General features: G+C 42.8%; 15 protein-coding genes. 5 read left to right on the top strand and 10 right to left on the bottom strand.

Annotation, left to right across the window (positions count from 1 at the left end):
• Positions 1-53 precede the first annotated feature (53 nt).
• The 3 genes from cls (LCD34_RS08550) (at position 54) to LCD34_RS08560 (ending at position 2,553) form a co-directional block, all read left to right on the top strand.
• Positions 54-1,250 carry a cardiolipin synthase gene (cls, locus tag LCD34_RS08550; protein ID WP_046526733.1) on the top strand — a complete coding sequence of 399 codons (1,197 nt, stop codon included), beginning with the start codon at positions 54-56 and terminating at the stop codon, positions 1,248-1,250.
• Positions 1,251-1,262: 12 nt separating this feature from the next.
• Entirely contained in the window at positions 1,263-2,225 is a 963-nt protein-coding gene (gene uvsE, locus LCD34_RS08555) for a UV DNA damage repair endonuclease UvsE (RefSeq protein WP_224558790.1), read from the top strand.
• Positions 2,226-2,298: 73 nt separating this feature from the next.
• Positions 2,299-2,553 (top strand): hypothetical protein, encoded by a 255-nt coding sequence (locus LCD34_RS08560; RefSeq protein WP_017360064.1) that lies wholly within the window; start codon positions 2,299-2,301, stop codon positions 2,551-2,553.
• A 30-nt stretch (positions 2,554-2,583) separates the two neighbouring features.
• Here the strand turns inward: LCD34_RS08560 and LCD34_RS08565 are convergent, their stop codons facing one another.
• From LCD34_RS08565 to cls (LCD34_RS08575), 3 genes are all read right to left on the bottom strand, one after another.
• Positions 2,584-3,582, bottom strand: coding sequence for a S66 peptidase family protein (locus tag LCD34_RS08565; protein WP_224558791.1), 999 nt, complete (start codon positions 3,580-3,582; stop codon positions 2,584-2,586).
• 438 nt (positions 3,583-4,020) lie between these two features.
• On the bottom strand, positions 4,021-5,736 hold the full coding sequence (locus LCD34_RS08570; protein ID WP_224558792.1) for an ABC transporter ATP-binding protein: 1,716 nt from the start codon (positions 5,734-5,736) through the stop codon (positions 4,021-4,023).
• A gap of 105 nt (positions 5,737-5,841) precedes the next feature.
• On the bottom strand, positions 5,842-7,344 hold the full coding sequence (gene cls / locus LCD34_RS08575; RefSeq protein ID WP_025208143.1) for a cardiolipin synthase: 1,503 nt from the start codon (positions 7,342-7,344) through the stop codon (positions 5,842-5,844).
• A 151-nt stretch (positions 7,345-7,495) separates the two neighbouring features.
• Here cls (LCD34_RS08575) and LCD34_RS08580 point away from each other — a divergent pair, with 151 nt between their 5' ends.
• Positions 7,496-8,464 carry a S66 peptidase family protein gene (locus LCD34_RS08580; protein ID WP_224559428.1) on the top strand — a complete coding sequence of 323 codons (969 nt, stop codon included), beginning with the start codon at positions 7,496-7,498 and terminating at the stop codon, positions 8,462-8,464.
• A 636-nt stretch (positions 8,465-9,100) separates the two neighbouring features.
• Here the strand turns inward: LCD34_RS08580 and argS are convergent.
• The 5 genes from argS to speE all read right to left on the bottom strand — a co-directional run bounded on the left by argS (position 9,101) and on the right by speE (position 13,517).
• The gene (gene argS / locus LCD34_RS08585; RefSeq protein WP_224558793.1) at positions 9,101-10,774 is read right to left on the bottom strand and encodes an arginine--tRNA ligase; all 1,674 of its coding nucleotides are present in this window, start codon (positions 10,772-10,774) and stop codon (positions 9,101-9,103) included.
• Positions 10,771-11,193, bottom strand: a complete 423-nt coding sequence (locus LCD34_RS08590) for a DUF1934 domain-containing protein (RefSeq protein ID WP_008343509.1) — start codon at positions 11,191-11,193, stop codon at positions 10,771-10,773. Before LCD34_RS08590 ends, argS begins: the two co-directional genes overlap by 4 nt.
• A 124-nt stretch (positions 11,194-11,317) precedes the next feature.
• Positions 11,318-11,665, bottom strand: coding sequence for a hypothetical protein (locus tag LCD34_RS08595; RefSeq protein ID WP_050826695.1), 348 nt, complete (start codon positions 11,663-11,665; stop codon positions 11,318-11,320).
• A gap of 79 nt (positions 11,666-11,744) precedes the next feature.
• A complete protein-coding gene (speB, locus tag LCD34_RS08600; protein WP_224558794.1) occupies positions 11,745-12,617 on the bottom strand; it encodes an agmatinase in 873 nt (290 codons plus the stop codon).
• 69 nt (positions 12,618-12,686) lie between these two features.
• Positions 12,687-13,517 (bottom strand): spermidine synthase, encoded by an 831-nt coding sequence (speE, locus tag LCD34_RS08605; protein WP_003214614.1) that lies wholly within the window; start codon positions 13,515-13,517, stop codon positions 12,687-12,689.
• A 225-nt stretch (positions 13,518-13,742) separates the two neighbouring features.
• Here speE and LCD34_RS08610 point away from each other — a divergent pair, with 225 nt between their 5' ends.
• Positions 13,743-15,812, top strand: coding sequence for a transglycosylase domain-containing protein (locus LCD34_RS08610; RefSeq protein ID WP_224558795.1), 2,070 nt, complete (start codon positions 13,743-13,745; stop codon positions 15,810-15,812).
• Between the two features lie 125 nt (positions 15,813-15,937).
• On the opposite strand, the gene LCD34_RS08615 is transcribed toward LCD34_RS08610, so the two are convergent.
• Together LCD34_RS08615 and LCD34_RS08620 are read right to left on the bottom strand one after the other, a co-directional pair.
• Positions 15,938-16,456 (bottom strand): YwhD family protein, encoded by a 519-nt coding sequence (locus LCD34_RS08615; protein WP_007497712.1) that lies wholly within the window; start codon positions 16,454-16,456, stop codon positions 15,938-15,940.
• Positions 16,457-16,468: 12 nt separating this feature from the next.
• Positions 16,469-17,131: a site-2 protease family protein gene (locus LCD34_RS08620; RefSeq protein WP_050826697.1), complete on the bottom strand. Its 663-nt coding sequence runs from the start codon at positions 17,129-17,131 to the stop codon at positions 16,469-16,471.
• Positions 17,132-17,209 lie beyond the last annotated feature (78 nt).

Raw genomic sequence — 17,209 nt, forward strand, 5'->3', positions numbered from 1 at the left:
TTTTTTGCCCATTTGGGTACACTATCGTCATATGTAAAAAAGGAGGAACCTTCATGATCGCATGGATCATTCTACTCGTCGTCTTCGTCATTGTTCTACTCGTCAGGCTAGATCTTTATATAGGGAGAAAATATTTTTCTACCCATGCTTTTGAACGGTCTTTTGACCAAACAAGCGGCGATGCAGCCTTTTATCATGATGGCGAACCACTGTTTGATCAGCTTCTTACGGATATACAGCAAGCCTCTTCTTCTATTCATATGATGTTCTTTATTGTAAAGAACGACAAGATTGGGCAAAGGATTCTGCAAGCACTTAAAGCGAAAGCAGAGCAAGGTGTTTCGGTTTTTTTGCTCACTGATCGGTTAGGCTCCTATTCATTTGATCAAACATCCATTCAGATGCTAGAAAAAAGCGGCATTCAATTTTACTTTTTAAATAAACCACGTTTTCCTTTTTTCATTTATCGCTTGAACATGAGAAATCACCGGAAGATCACGGTGATCGATGGGAAGATCGGCTACATTGGCGGGTTTAATATTGGCGATGAATATGTAGGGAAAAACGGTAGGTTTGGCATTTGGAAGGACTATCACCTGCGCATGACAGGACAGGTTGTCGCAGACCTCCAGCATGTGTTTCTGAATGATTTGTACCGGTCATCTGGTATTCAACAGCTGCAATACGAGGTTTTTCCTACACTGGAACCGGGAACATTACAGTGCACTACACGTGCGACGGCAGGTTTTTCTTTAGAGGCCTTATTTCTTCACGATATTCAACAGGCGAAAAAGCAAATCACCATCTGCACGCCCTATTTTATTCCATCTGCTCCTCTTCTAAGCGCCCTTCTTGACGCACGGAAGCGAGGCGTGACTGTCGACATCATCATCCCAATGAAGGCAGATCACCCGCTTGTGAAAGAAGCTGGATTTCATTATTTGAAAGATCTGATCGCTGCCGGATGTCTTGTGTATCGTTTTTATAAAGGGTTTTATCATGCGAAAGCCATTCTCATCGATCATAGCCGTTGTATGATCAGTACGGCGAACTTTGATAAACGAAGTTTGTTTTTCAACGAAGAAGTGGATGTGGCCATTGATGATCCCGCCTTCACCGCACATGTAGAGGAAAAGATTCGTGAACACATGGAAGTTTCAGAACTGATGACTGAAGAAAAATACAAACAACGCCCACTTCTCACGCGTCCAATTGAGTGGATAGGCGCCCTGTTCTCGTATTTTTTATAAAGGAGTTGACCTATGCGTTATCGATTTGGTTATGTATCCAACGCCGTCACTTTATGGGAAGCTTCACCTGCCAAGTCGCTGACCTTTGCAAGATACAGTAAGCTCTCAAAGGAAGAGAGGACAGAGGCTCTATTACGAACGACGAAAGCCAACCTCGTCAATACATTAAGAACGCTTTATTTTGCGATTGCCCATGATATTCCGCTTTACCGTTTTTCAAGCTCGATTGTCCCGCTCGCCACCCACCCTGAGGTGCGGTGGGACTTTGTGACACCCTTTCGCAAAGAATTTCTAGAGATTGGTCAACTCGTAAAGCGACACGGATTACGAGTGAGCTTTCACCCCAATCAATTTACTTTGTTCACAAGTCCAAAGCCATCTATTACAGAAAACGCCGTCATTGATATGACCTATCATTATGAAATGCTTGAGGCCATGAAGCTTGAAAAGGAAGGCTATATGAACATTCATGTCGGAGGTGCATATGGTGACAAGGCATCTGCTTTACAGCGTTTTGATGAAAATATAAAGCAGCTTCCTGCACATATCAAGGCGAGAATGACGCTTGAAAATGATGACAAAACCTACACGTCATTAGAAACGCTTGATGTTTGTGAAAAGCATAGCATCCCGTTTGTATTTGATTACCACCATCATATGGCAAACAAAGATGATGATGCGGCACTTGATGACATTCTGCCAAGAGTGTTTGACACGTGGGCAAACACTGGCATACCGCCTAAAATCCACTTATCCTCACCAAAATCAGAAAAGGCGATACGAAGCCATGCGGATGGAGTGGAGATGTCCTTTGTATTGCCACTTTTTCAAGCTTTAAAGCCGTATGGTCGTGATGTGGATTTTATGATTGAGGCAAAGAAAAAGGATCAGGCCTTACTCCATCTTGTTGAGGAGCTGTCAGCGATCAGAGGCAATCGGCGGACGGGCGGAGGCACCATTGAGTGGAAATCGTAGAGAAAGGTTTACCTCTATCACAACGGGGGTAACAAAGCTATTGTGAGAAAGTATTTAACAGGAGGATATGAAGATGTCACAAATCTATTCAATCCGAATTGCTGCGAAAGCATTGAATTTACATAAGCTTATTTCTCTATACGAAAAGTGCCAGCACGCTCAGCATCGTTTATATGTATATTCTAAAAAAACAATGTGCAACATTAAGAACATCGTAGAGCTAGAAACCTTTAGGCTCACTCATTTAGAATCAGACTATTTAATCGTGGTAGAAGGAAAAGAGGCACAAGACCTTCTACAGCCATTTGAAAAAGAACATGCTTCGTAAAGAAGAGCAGTATTAGAGCTGCTCTTTTTTCTATATCCACGCTTCTGTCAGCCAAACCTCGCGTGACGTTGCATTCATTTTTACTTGTGTACCGATTGGCATCGTGAGCATCGGATGCGTATGGGCACTGTCAAATTCTGCGATGAGCGGCCTCTTTGTATCTCCCAGTACTTCAAGTAAGAGATCGTGCGGCCTTTTGCCCGTTCCTTCATCATCAAACAGCTCATGTTTCCCTAAGAGGATACCAGATACCCGTTCAAACACACCATTTATCTTTAACAGAGAGAAGTTCTTTTCGACGATGGAGGCGGTTTTCATACAATCTTCAATGAGAAGGATATCGCCCTTTTGGATTTGAGGCATGAATTCACTTCCCCATATGCCATACATGGCATTTAGGTTCCCGCCGATCAGTCTGCCTTCTGCCTGCCCTTCAATGACGCACATCCAATCGTTTGGACGTTTTTCTTTTTCTCGTATTTTCTCTTCCCAGTTGATCCGTTCGTCCGTCCAGAAGGGCGGTTTTTTCACCTGATACGGGATGGGCTGCGGATGAATGAGAATGTCCTCGAAAGATTGATATGTATGATTGACAAATGGTTCAAACTCTCCAAAAGACGGCACAAGTGCAGGCCCGTAAAAAACAGGCAGGCCCGTTTTTTCATAAGCCGCTAAAAGAATTGCCGTCGCATCTGAATAACCAATCATGATTTTCGGATGCTTTATCAGCAACTCAAAGTCGAGATAAGGCAGCAAACTATTCGAGTTCGTCCCCCCAATCATCGACATGATACAGGACAAATCTTCTCTCGCCATCAGCTCATTCAGCTCAGCTGCTCGTTCTTGAATCGTTCCCGAACGATAGTGATCCTCTTTCCCTGTTAATGATCCTGGTACCACAATGAATCCTTTTTGTTCAAGCCATTCCTTCGCCCGCTCATACCTAAGAGGCGAGGTGGCAGATGCCGGACTTGAGGGAGAATAAATACCAATTTTATCGCCCTTCTGTAAATGCCGAAGCCCCTTCATTCCATCAGATCCTTCCTACACGAGTTTTTACTATCCTAGCAAAAAAAGCCCTTTTTCAAAAGGGCACAGATTTAATATAAGAGCTTAAACAGCCCAAACAATATGAGAGCAAAACTGATGGCCAGCGTCGCAAATATCTTTTTTTGCTCAGAGAACTACCTATGATGTTCACTCCAGTATTGATGCCAAACAAAATCATTCCCACATAAAAAAAGACTGGATTGAGTCCAGCGGGAATGATTAAGATAAATAAGCCAACGAGCGTCACATAGTGAATGCTTTTGATCATGACTGTTTTTGCCGTTTCACTCAAGCCATCCTCTCCTTTTGAATCCAATTGCCTTATAGTATATCAACATTCCATTTAAATGGAAAAGAAGATTTTATCCTATCAAAAAGAGCCCAGCTTAATAACTGGACTCATTCAATCACTTCTCTTCAATGACCAAACTGCGCTTCGTGCAGTCTGCTGTATACACCGCCCATTTGAATTAAATCTTGGTGACGGCCTTGTTCTTCAATGCCTTCCTCTGTCACGACGATGATTCGGTCTGCATGTTTAATTGTCGCAAGGCGGTGAGCAATGACGAGTGTCGTCCGGCCGACTGCCAGTTCGCTTAGTGCGTCTTGGATCGCTTTTTCTGTTTCTGTATCAAGTGCTGACGTCGCTTCATCCAAAATAAGAATAGACGGGTTTTTCAAAAACATCCGTGCAATTGACAGGCGTTGCTTTTGACCGCCGGATAGCTTAACGCCGCGTTCACCAATGACCGTATTCAACCCTTCTGGGAACCGCTGAACGAGCTCCTCTAAATGGGCACGTCGCACCGCCTCCCAAATGTCTGCATCACTCGCTTCTAGGTTGCCGTACGCAATATTCTCACGAATGGTGCCTGAGAATAAAAAGACATCCTGCTGCACAATGCCAATCTGCTGTCTTAAAGAGGACAAGGTCATCGATTTTGTGCTCACACCATCAATGGTGATGTCTCCTTCGTCCACATCATAAAAACGAGGCAGCAGACTGCAAATGGTCGATTTCCCCGCTCCTGATGGCCCGACAAACGCAACAGTTTCCCCTTGTTTGATCTTTAAGTTGATATCCTTTAATACATGACTGTGCTCATCGTAGCCAAATGTCACGTTTCGATACTCAATTTCACCTTTCAAGCCGTAAAGATCACGTGCTCCTTCTGTATCCTTCACATCTGGCTCTGTTTCCAGTAAATCGACATAGCTTTTAAAACCGGCAATGCCTTTTGGATACATTTCAATCACCGTGTTGATCTTATCAATTGGTCTGAATAACACATTTGTGATCAAGACAAAGGCGATAAATCCGCCTGCTGTTAATTGACCTTGAAGGACAAACCATGTACCTGCCAGAAGAACGAACAGCGTCACAAGCCTTGTGAGAATATAGCTGATTGATCCGTTAACCGACATAATTTTATAGGAAAGAAGTTTCGCTTTTCGAAAGCGGTTGTTATTTTCAGCAAAGCGCTTTTTCTCAAAATGTTCATTTGCAAAGGCTTGAACAAGACGAATACCGCCAATATTGTTTTCAACCCTTGCATGAAAATCTCCAATGTCATTGTTGAGTTGTGTAATCGCCTGTGTCATTTTTTTATTAAAATGAAGGGCTAACCAGATGATGACTGGCATAATTAAGAAGGTTAAAATGGCAAGCTGCCAATTAATCATGAGCATGACGGCAAAGGAGCCAAGAATGGTCATAATGGCAATAAACAAATCTTCCGGCCCATGATGCGCCACCTCTCCAATGTACATGAGGTCATTTGTCATCCGTGACATGAGTTTGCCTGTTTTGTTGTTATCGAAAAATTTGAAGGACAGACGCTGAAAATGATCAAACAGCTTTTTTCTCATATCTGTCTCAATATTAATGCCAAGCATGTGCCCCCAATATGACACGATAAATTGCATCACTGAACTGAGCGCATAAATGACAAACAACGCAAGTGCGGTCCAGGCAATGACCGTCCAGTTCCCTGTCGGCAGTAATGTATCAATGAAGTAGTTCACGATGAGCGGGAAACCTAGTTCCATGAGTCCGACGGCCACAGCGCAAAAGAAATCTAAAAAGAACAGACCACGATAGGGCCTGTAATAGGCAAAAAAGCGTTTTAGCATATGTAAAAGAACCTCACTTCCTCTATAATTGATAATCATTTTCAATTATAGAGGAATCATTATAGAAATACTAGATCAGGAAATGATTTCTTCCCCTGGATTCCCTCACAATACACCTGAAAACAACCGAGCAAACGATTCCTTTAAACGTTCCTTTAAGCCCCTTTTATAAAAATGAACCGGCCCCATTTGCTCACATTCCTTCATATCTTCCTCATAATGAGCCATCAATTGCTCGATCGGTTTCTTTGCCGCTGTAAAAACATTGACCTCAAAATTGAGTTGGAAGCTTCTCATATCAACATTGGCCGTTCCGACAGAGGCAAGCTCTCCGTCTGCAATCATGACCTTTTGATGCATGAATCCTTTTTGATAGTGATACACCTTGATGCCCTCTTTCAAAAGCTCAGAAAAATAAGATCGTGTGGCGTATTGCGTGAGAAATCCATCATTAATCTCAGGCACCATCACACGCACATCCACCCCTCTTGTCGCCGCAATTTTTAATGCTGTGCGGATGGATTCATTTGGGACAAAATAAGGCGTCGCAATCCAAACAAATTGCTGTGCATTCGAAATGAGCGCATCGTATAAATCACTCATACTTTCCTTCATATCAGGTCCAGTCGGCACGACCTGAATGACATCTTCTCCTGTCACAGGATGCGGAGTGTGATACTTCGGATCATCAATTAACACTTCATCTGATACATACTCCCAGTCCAGCATAAAAATGGAGTGAAGTGTCTGAACGGCTTCACCCTTTAACATCGTATGCGTGTCACGCCAAAAGCCGATGTTTTCATCGCGTCCTACATATTCCTTCCCGACATTGAGCCCGCCAACAAATCCTGTTTCACCATCAATAATCACGATTTTTCGGTGATTTCGGAAATTGAATTTTTGATTAAAGAATCCGTATTTTAATGGCAGAAAAGGAGCGACCTTTATCCCCGCCTGCTTCAATCGTTTAATATCTTTTCGTGAGAAGCGAATACTACCAGCCGCATCATAGATGAATCGAACCTCTACTCCTTCTTTCACTTTTTCAATCAAGATCTCCATCATCCGGTGACCGAGGAAATCAGATTTGAACATGTAATATTCTATATGGATGAACGTTTTTGCCTTTTTTAATTCTTCAAAAATACGTGGAAAGGTTTCCTCTCCATTCTTTAAAATCTCCATATCACTATTTGTATTTACATGCATCCCTGTTGCTTTTTCTGTGTAATGAAAAAAAGCACGCTGATTATCGGTTAAACGCGTCTCATCCGGCTTACTCTCAAGCTCTGATATTCTGCGTAATTTTTCTCGGTTATACATTCTCTTTGATTTAAACAAATGTCCTTTGACATAAAGCTGCCCCGAGAACAAATAAAACATATAGCCGATGATCGGGAAAAAAATCAGTACATACATCCATAACAGCGTGTGCTGTGATGTCCGGTTCTCTAGCATAAGCGAAATAATACTAAATAAAATGATGGCGATATAACTAGCTGCGTAAAGCTGAAAACCCCACGCTGGAACCGGCCACCAAAACACCACATATGCCCCAAATATCATGAAATATAAAAATAGAAATTCCAGTCTCCTCTTTTTCACATTCTCCGCCCTCATTCTGTCTTTTTCTTTTCCATACCCTTTGCACAGCTCGTCTGAAACGCACGGTTTGTTGCTTTCTTTTAGCTTTTACAGACTGGAGCGTTTTGATCCGATATAATGGAAAATATGTGAAGGAAGGGACGAATGATTGATGCGTACACCATCTGCTTTAAAAAAGGGAAGCCACATTCGGGTAATTGCTCCAAGCCGAAGTGCCAGCATTTTATCAGAAGAAGGAATGGCTCAGGCGAAAAAACGTTTAGAGGCATTAGGGTTCACTGTTTCTTTTGGACAACACGTGTTTGAATGTGATCTGCATTCCTCTTCTTCTATTGAACACCGTTTATCTGATCTACATGAGGCATTCTCAAATGATGAAGTCGACGGTATTTTGACAGCAATCGGCGGCTTTAACTGCAATGAGCTTTTGCCTTATATAGATTATGATTTGATCCGTCAGCACCCAAAAGTTCTTTGCGGCTACAGTGATATTACCGCACTTGCAAACGCCATTACCGCCAAATGTGACATGGTGACGTACTCAGGTCCTCATTTCTCCAGTTTCCAAATGGAACAAGGACAAGAGGAGCAGACAGCCATGTTTCAAGCGTGCGTGATGAGCAGCGAGCCATTTGATTTTACCCCTTCTACAAAGTGGAGTGATGATGCGTGGTACCTTGATCAAGCAAATAGGCAGTTTCATCCGACAACATGGGGAATTTATCAGGAAGGAACAGCTAAAGGCACCTTGTATGGCGGAAATCTTTGTACACTGAACCTATTGCAAGGGACATCCTTTATGCCTCACATCAAGGATGCCATCTTATTTGTGGAGGATGATGACTTGGTCTTTCCTGAAATGTTCGCCAGAGACCTTGCCTCGCTCTTGCAGCATGCCGACTCCATTAAAGGGTTAATCATCGGACGTTTTCAAAAGAAATCCAAGATGACAGAGGAACATTTGAGGTTCATTCTAGATAAGCACCCAATGCTTCAACACATTCCAGTGATTTACGATGTCGATATCGGACATACACAGCCAGTCTTCACCTTGCCGATTGGCGAGAGTGCCGAACTATCCTGCTACGGCGGACAAATCCAATGGCGTGTTCATCCATAAATAAAACCTAAAAAGCACCCTCATTTGTTGGTGCTTTTTCTATGCCATCATTTCTTTTTAAAATTTTTTTAGAAAAAGTGATCCAACCCTTCATCCCCTTCGTTAAGTAGATGTAAAAAGAAAAGAGAGGAGGCAAAAACATGTTCTCTGATGTACTTAGTCAATTATTCGATTCTATTTCTAACATTATCAATACACTTGGATAATCCCATTAACGCACACATACTACATGCTTGCCGAAGGGAGGATACAAACTATGTTCTCTGATGTACTTAGCCAATTATTCGATTCTATTTCTAACATCATTAACACACTTGGGTAATTCCTATGACACGCACATACTACATGCTTTCTGAAAGGAGGATACGCTCATGTTCTCTGATGTACTTAGTCAATTATTTGATTCTATTTCTAACATCATTAACACACTTGGGTAATTCCAATGACACGCACATACTACATGCTTTCTGAAAGGAGGATACGCTCATGTTCTCTGATGTACTTAGTCAATTATTCGATTCTATTTCTAACATTATTAATACGCTTGGTTAATTTTCAAAACCCGCTATCTCTCGAGAATAGCGGGTTTTTTATATAAAGAAGCCCCGCTCATAAAATAGAGCGGGGCTTTTTGCATTACATTTTTTCCGGAGCCGATACGCCAATGAGTTTTAATGCATTCGCAAGCGTAATTTGTGTCGCCTTCATCAGCGATAGACGTGCTGTTGTTTTTGTTTCATTTTCAACATCAATGACCTTTTCGGCGTTGTAGAAGCTGTGAAGGGCTGATGCTAGATCATAGATATAGTTTGTGACGCGGTGCGGAATACGTTTTTCTGCTGCTTCTGCTACAACCTCTGGGAAGCTGCCGATGATTTTCAGAAGATCGTATTCTTTATCGGACTGAATGTGAGAGAAATCTGCTTTTTCAAGGTTTGGCTCGTAGCCTTTTTCTTCCCCTTGACGGAGCATGCTGCAAATTCTCGCATGTGCATATTGCGCGTAGTACACAGGGTTTTCGTTAGACGTAGAAATCGCTAAGTCTAGGTCAAAGTCCATATGAGTTGCCGCACTTCTCATCGCAAAGAAATAACGAGTAGCATCTAAGCCCACTTCTTCAATCAAGTCACGCATTGTGACGGCTTTACCTGTACGTTTACTCATCTTCATTTTTTCACCGTTTTTGTAAAGGTGAACGAGCTGAATGATTTCGACTTCCAGTTTGTCCGCTGGATATCCGAGTGCTTGGATCGCCGCTTTCATTCGAGGAATGTAGCCGTGATGGTCCGCTCCCCAAATGTTAATGAGCTGGTCAAAGCCTCTGTCCAATTTGTCCTTGTGATATGCGATATCTGGAAGCAAGTACGTGAAGCTGCCGTCTTTTTTAATCAGGACACGGTCCTTGTCATCACCAAAATCAGTTGAACGTAACCATGTTGCGCCATCTTCTTCAAAGACATAGCCTTTAGCGCGAAGTGTTTCTAGCGCCGGTTCGATTTTTCCGTTTTCATATAAAGACGTTTCAGAATACCACACATCAAATGGAACACGGAAATTCTCTAGGTCGACACGTAGTTTTTCTAGTTCATATTTTAAACCGTACTCACGGAAGAATTTCATACGCTCTTCTTCTGATTCGTGCACGAAACGGTCACCAAATTCATCCGCAAGTTTCTGTCCGATGCCTTTGATGTCTTCTCCTCTGTACCCGTCCTCTGGCATTTCTTTTTCAAGACCGAGCGCCTCAAAGTAACGTACTTCTACAGATAGAGCAAGGTTATTGATCTGATTGCCTGCATCGTTGATATAGTATTCACGGCTCACGTCGAAGCCTGCTTTATCAAGGATGTTGCAAAGAGAATCTCCTACAGCTGCGCCGCGGGCATGTCCAAGGTGAAGGTCACCTGTTGGGTTGGCTGAGACGAATTCGACTTGCACTTTTTGACCGCCGCCTGTATTCGTTTCGCCATAAGCCTCTTTTGCTTCAAGAACTGCCGGAATCAGTTTCGTTAAATATTGATTGTTCATATAAAAGTTGATGAATCCTGGACCTGCAATATCCAGTTTTTCAATTGAAGCTTTGCCTTTGTCAAAAGCTTTCACAATGTCCTCGGCGATTTGACGAGGTGCTTTTTTCGCAATGCGAGCAAGCTGCATCGCCATATTGGTGGAATAATCACCGTAAGTTTTGTCTTTTGGCACTTCCAAAAGAACATCCGGCACCTGGCTTTCATCAGCAAGTCCTGCTTTGACGACTGCCGCAATGATTTCTTCTTTTAACGCATCTTTGACCTGTTCTGCGATATTCATGAACGTAAATCCTCCTTATATGAAATCGATAATGTATGTAAATGCTTTTGATCTTCACCTGTCAGCATATCGTACGTAATGTGCAGAAGCCCATTGTCTACATCAAGATCAATGCCATGTGTGTGCACATCGAGCTGAAGTGTGCCAAATGGCATCGTGTAATGTGTCACGGTCGTTTCTCCAGTGAGAAAGCGCTGCTTCATTTGAATCGCACCTGATCTCATGACAAAAATTTCTTTTTCACTTATTTTGACAACAGTTTTTACTTGACCCATTTCATGTTCTTCATGGTAAGTGAGATACGTTTTGTCATTCTTCTCTTGATACGTTCCAGTTGTTCGGAATTCGATCGTTTCAGCCGGTTCCGTCTCTGGTTTCATCACTGACTTTACATGAATTGAAATTTGGTTTTGTGTCATTTTGCACTTCCTTTGCTAAGACCCGTTTAACTAAAATAGTATACCATAATCCCGATTGCCTATCATCCCATCATTTCTCATCTTCGTGTGGATGAAACCCCATTTTTGATCTTCACCTGTCTCTTTAGAAAAAAAGAAAAATGAAGCTCACACCTATCACGAGCCCAGTCTTGAGCCCTGCGCTTTTTCGATTGATGAGATAAAACAGTGCTTGGATACCTGAACTTGCCAAAAATGCCTGAAAGAAATCAAATGGGAGAAGATGCCCTTGCTTATAAACAAACTGCATCAACAGCGCGATGCCAGTGAGATAGAAAAAGCCTCGATCCTGAAACAGATGAACCATCTCATCCTTTGCCTCTTTTTTCGAGGTGAACGTGGGCGGACTCGCTGCAAGCTCTCTTTTCAGCGTAAGAAAGCCTGCCGCTAACACACATAAAGCGAGTAATACCATCAATACAGAAGAAAACACGACCTGCCTCCTTTATCATGTCACCAATGTAAAAAAAAGAGCTTGTCCATATGAGATGACAAGCTCCTCTATCAAGATGTTATTTCACAAAACCAAGCAGCATTTCTCGTAAAAGTTTGCTTGCTGTATTCGCTGTTTGATCGGAATGATCGTATACAGGCGCTACTTCCACAAGGTCTGCACCGACGACATGCACATCAGAACCAGCAATAGCATGAATAGATGCCAGCAGTTCTTTTGACGTAATACCGCCAGCATCCACCGTTCCAGTACCAGGCGCATGTGCCGGGTCAAGTACATCAATGTCAATTGTCACATAAACTGGGCGGCCTTTCAGCTTTGGCAATACTTGCTTCAATGGCTCCAGCACTTCAAATTTAGAAATGTGCATACCTGCTTCTTTTGCCCATTCAAATTCTTCTTTCATCCCTGAACGGATGCCGAAAGAGTATACATTTTCAGGTCCAATAAGTCCTGCAACTTTACGAATCGGTGTCGAATGTGAAAGCGGCTCACCCTCATATTCCTCACGAAGATCGGTATGTGCGTCCATATGGATGATGGCCAAATCAGGGTATTTCTTATACATCGCACGGAAAACCGGCCAAGACACAAGATGCTCGCCGCCCATTCCTAATGGAAACTTCCCTTTTTCTAAAATGCTGTCAATATACTCTTCAATTAAATCTAAGCTTTTCTGTGCATTACCAAATGGAAGCGGGATGTCGCCAGCATCAAAGAATGGTACCTCGTGAAGTTCACGATCTAAATAAGGACTGTATTCCTCTAATCCAATGGATACTTCACGAATACGGTTCGGGCCAAAACGTGAGCCTGGACGGTAACTGACGGTCCAATCCATCGGCATCCCGTATAAAATGACTTTCGCATCTTCCCATGTCGGATGACTTCCAATAAACACTTTTCCTGAGTAAGCCTCGTCGAATCTCATGCAAGATTCCTCCTTTTACGCTTCAAAAAATGCGCAAACTGACATTTGCACATTTCCATTTCGCTTGATTTATTTGATTAAATCGCTCACAAATTTCGGCAGAACGAATGCCGCTTTGTGCAATTCTTTTGTGTAATATTTCGTATCAATATCAAAGAAACGGCTGTCTTCTACAGCAAGTGGATCATACTTCTTAGAACCAATGGTAAATGTCCAAAGACCACTTGGATATGTTGGGATATTCGCTGTATAAAGCTTCGTAATCGGGAAAATTTCTTTTACATCACGCTGTACATTTGTAATTAACTCAGGTGTGAACCAAGGGTTGTCCGTCTGTGCAACGAAAATACCGTCTTCTTTTAGTGCTTTTGAGATTCCTGCATAGAAACCTTTAGAGAACAAGTTCACAGCTGGTCCAACTGGCTCAGTTGAGTCAACCATGATCACGTCATATTCGTTGTCGGCTTCCGCAATGTGCATAAAGCCGTCTCCGACTTTTACATCTACACGAGGATCGTCTAGTTTCCCAGCAATTGAAGGAAGGAACTTCTTCGAGTATTCAATGACCTTGCCATCAATATCAACAAGTGTCGCTTTTTTCACACTTGGGTGCTTGAGGATCTCACGAATAACACCGCCGTCTCCTCCGCCTACGACAAGGACATTTTCCGGGTTTGGATGAGTGAAAAGAGGAACATGCGCCACCATTTCGTGGTATACAAACTCATCTTTCTCTGATGTCATCACCATACCGTCTAAAAACAGCATATTGCCAAACTCTTCTGTTTCCACCATTTCTAAATGCTGAAAATCTGTTTGTTCTGTGTGAAGGGTTTTGTTCACCTTCAATGTAATGCCAAAATTCTTCGTTTGCTTCTCTGTATACCAAAGTTCGCTCATCGTTCATCTTCCTCTCATCCAATAATAAACAAACATCTATTGTTAGCGCCTTTTATCGGCTATGACTATATCGATTGTCCAAGAAAAAAGTATAGTGGATTCATATCAAATTGTAAAGAACCGCATGAGATAACTTCATTTTTAAAGCGCACCCTTGCAGTCGCCTGTTTAAAACGGTTTTCTTTGTCCCATACTGATAAAAAACCGTCAAAATGGGGGCTTTGCATGGACACAATCATGAGTAATAAAAAAATCCGCATGACCGTGAAAACGATTCGGGCCTGTTTTTTTATCGGCTTGCTCGCTTTTCTATTTGCAGGCACAGTCTTTTTGACGATTCTTTTACTTGCTAAGTGGCAAGGCGCTCCCTCTGTTCAAGTTCCCCAATCCACGACCATTTATGCAGCCGATGGGTCTAAACTTGGCGAATCAAGCTTTGGAGAAAAGAGATACTGGGTTCCGTTAAAGGACATGTCCCCTCATATACAGCAGGCAGTGGTCGCGGTTGAGGATAAAACCTTTTATCAGCATCACGGCTTTGATGTGAAACGCATGGCGGGTGCTGCGGTGGCAGACATTCGTGCAATGGCAAAGGTACAAGGCGCCAGCACGATCACCCAGCAATACGCACGAAATTTATATTTAGATCATGATAAAACATGGAAGCGAAAGTGGAATGAAGCCTTTTACACGATCCGCTTAGAACAAAACTATACAAAAGATGAGATATTAGAAGGATACTTGAACACCATTTATTATGGCCACGGCGCATACGGCGTGGAAGCGGCATCTCGCCTTTACTTTGGGAAAAAAGCGAAGAACTTAACTTTAGCTGAGTCTGCCTTGCTTGCCGGTATTCCAAAGGGGCCTTCTCTCTACTCCCCTTATGTGAACGAAGAAAGAGCCGAAGCAAGAAAAAAGATGATCCTAAAGCAAATGCAAGAGGATGGCATGATCACAAAAAAAGCGGCTGCTGATGCCAGCAAGGAAAAGCTGTCCTATCGCCCGCTCAAGCAAAAGCAGCTGCAAGCAAAGTTGGCCCCGTATTTTTATGATGATGTCATTCGCGAACTGAAACAAACGCTGGGTTTAACCGAGGAACAAATTGAAACGTATGGTCTTCATATCGAAACGACCTTACAACCTGAATTACAAAAAATCGCTGAAAAGACTTTAACCAACATCATGGATTCTGAATCAGATATCCAAATCGGCTTTGCTGCCATCCATCCCCAAACAGGGCATGTACTCGCCCTCATAGGCGGGAGAGATTACGAGAAAAGCCCATTCAATCGTGTCACACAAGCAAAAAGACAGCCGGGTTCAACAATGAAACCACTTCTCTATTACATGGCTTTGCAAAATGGGTTCACTCCAGCAACGGTGATGCGCAGTGAAGAAACTGTTTTTGAACTCGATGAGCAAGGAAGCGGCGCCGCTTATTCACCAAGCAACTATCATGGCTATTACGCCAATGACGGTATTACGATGCTTCAAGCTTTGGCTCTATCTGATAACATTTATGCGGTCAAAACCCATCTATTTTTAGGAATGGAACAGCTTGTACGTGCAGGCAAAACGTTCGGGATTCACGAAAAACTAGATCAAGTGCCTTCACTTGCGCTAGGTACTTCACCTGTCAAACCAATCGAAATGACCAATGCTTACGCGATGCTGGTCAATGGAGGAAAACGCGTCAAACCAACCTTTATTACGAAAGTAACGGACGCAAAGGGCAACGTACTCTTTGAGGAGAAACAAAAACGAGAGCAAGTACTAGATGAAAAAGCAGCATTTGTCACCACTGACATGATGTCAGGGATGTTCAATGATCAATTAAATGGCTATACAAGTGTCACAGGTCGTACCATTTCAAAAGATCTTACCAGAAATTATGGAGGAAAATCAGGGACGACAGGCGCTGACAGCTGGATGATCGGCTTCTCTCCCCAGCTCGTCACAGGTGTGTGGACCGGCTACGATAAAGGACGCACCATTGACTCGGTCAAAGAAACCGCCTATGCGAAAAAGATATGGGCTTCCTTTATGGAATCAGCCCTCTCAAACCAGCCAGCCTCCTCCTTCATGCCGCCAGACGGTGTAAAAGGCGTATATATCAATCCAAAAACGGGTGATCTCGCAGGCCCAGGATGCGAATCAAAGGTATTTACCTATTTTATAGAAGGAACGGAGCCGACCGGTGTCTGCTACGGTGCCGAGAACAAAGCATCTGAGCAAGACACGGCTCAGGATCAACAGCCTAAGAAATGGTGGGAAAAGTGGCTGAAGCGTTAAAAATGGACATGAAAAACCCCGAGATCTGCATCTCGGGATTCTCCATGTCCTAGCTTTAACACCAGTTTACTGAAAAAACGACTGGAATTGGTATCCATTCATCATTCTTCACAAAAATTTCACAATTACTCAGGAACAGCCAATCCTTCTTTTAATTCATCTGTGGATGCTTCCCATAACGCCTCATTGTGACTCTTCAAGAAATCAGCGAGCACCTTTTTCGAACCATCATCCATATGACTGACAACGATTTTACGCTTCATGGATTTATCCATTAAATTCACATGCTCAGGAAGCGACTTATATCCTCTGCGAATCGAGCGGTCAACGGTCATTTCACAAGCTGTGACACCAGCATAATATGGCCCCTCTTCTCTACGGTCAATCGTCACCCATACGAGCCAGTAAGGTTTTCCGTTAGGTACCTCTTCTTTGGTTTTTAAAAATTTAATTCCTTTTTCGACGGCACTTCTTGCATGCATCGCACCAATATCAATGACGGCTTCCTTTTCCTCCACATCAATGATCACCGGCGAGATATTATCAAGGCTGAGGGCACCTGCTCCAAAACCTCCATGTCCATCCGTTGCATCTGTTTTTTTAATGATATTAAAACCAATTGGTTTCTTCTTTTTACCTTCCATTCATTAAACCTCCTAAAGCAGCGGCTTCAAAATAAGATTAAACCAGTATATGATTTGATCCCGCATTCCGATCAACGGAACAAAAACAAACTGACCTAGCGGTGTGATGACAAAGATGAGGAAAATGATGATTCCATACTGTTCAAACTGCGTCATCTTTGCACGGATGCCGGGACTGACAACATCCTCAATAATACGATATCCATCCAGCGGCGGGATCGGTAATAAGTTAAATAGGAACAAAATCACGTTCAAGTTAATAAAGATTTGGAAGAAATAATCGACCCCCGGCTCAAAGCGAATGAGCGACTCCCCACCAAATTTCTGAAGAAGCGCATACACACAAAAGCCCAAAAATGCCAAAACCAAATTGCTTAATGGTCCAGCGATCGACACACATATCCCTGCGAGACGTGGGTTTTTGAAATGGTACCGATTCACAGGTACAGGCCTCGCCCAGCCAAACCCAGCCACAAAGATCAAGATCGTCCCGAAAACATCAAGGTGCTTCAATGGATTGAGCGTCAGTCTGCCTTGATTTTTAGCTGTCGGATCTCCAAAACGATACGCAACATATGCATGCGCCAGCTCGTGCATCGTAAAAGCCACAACAAGCGTAATGGCGACATATGGAATCAGTTCTAATGGATAAACAAGAAATTGGTCCAAAGGCATGAATCCCTCTTTCTTTCTATACAATGATTTACTTCATTCAGTATACTATAAGAAGTCCCTTAAACTAAAGGGAAGCGT

It is taken from the genome of Bacillus sp. RAR_M1_44 (genome assembly GCF_020165935.1).
Lineage (GTDB): Bacteria > Bacillota > Bacilli > Bacillales > Bacillaceae > Bacillus > Bacillus altitudinis.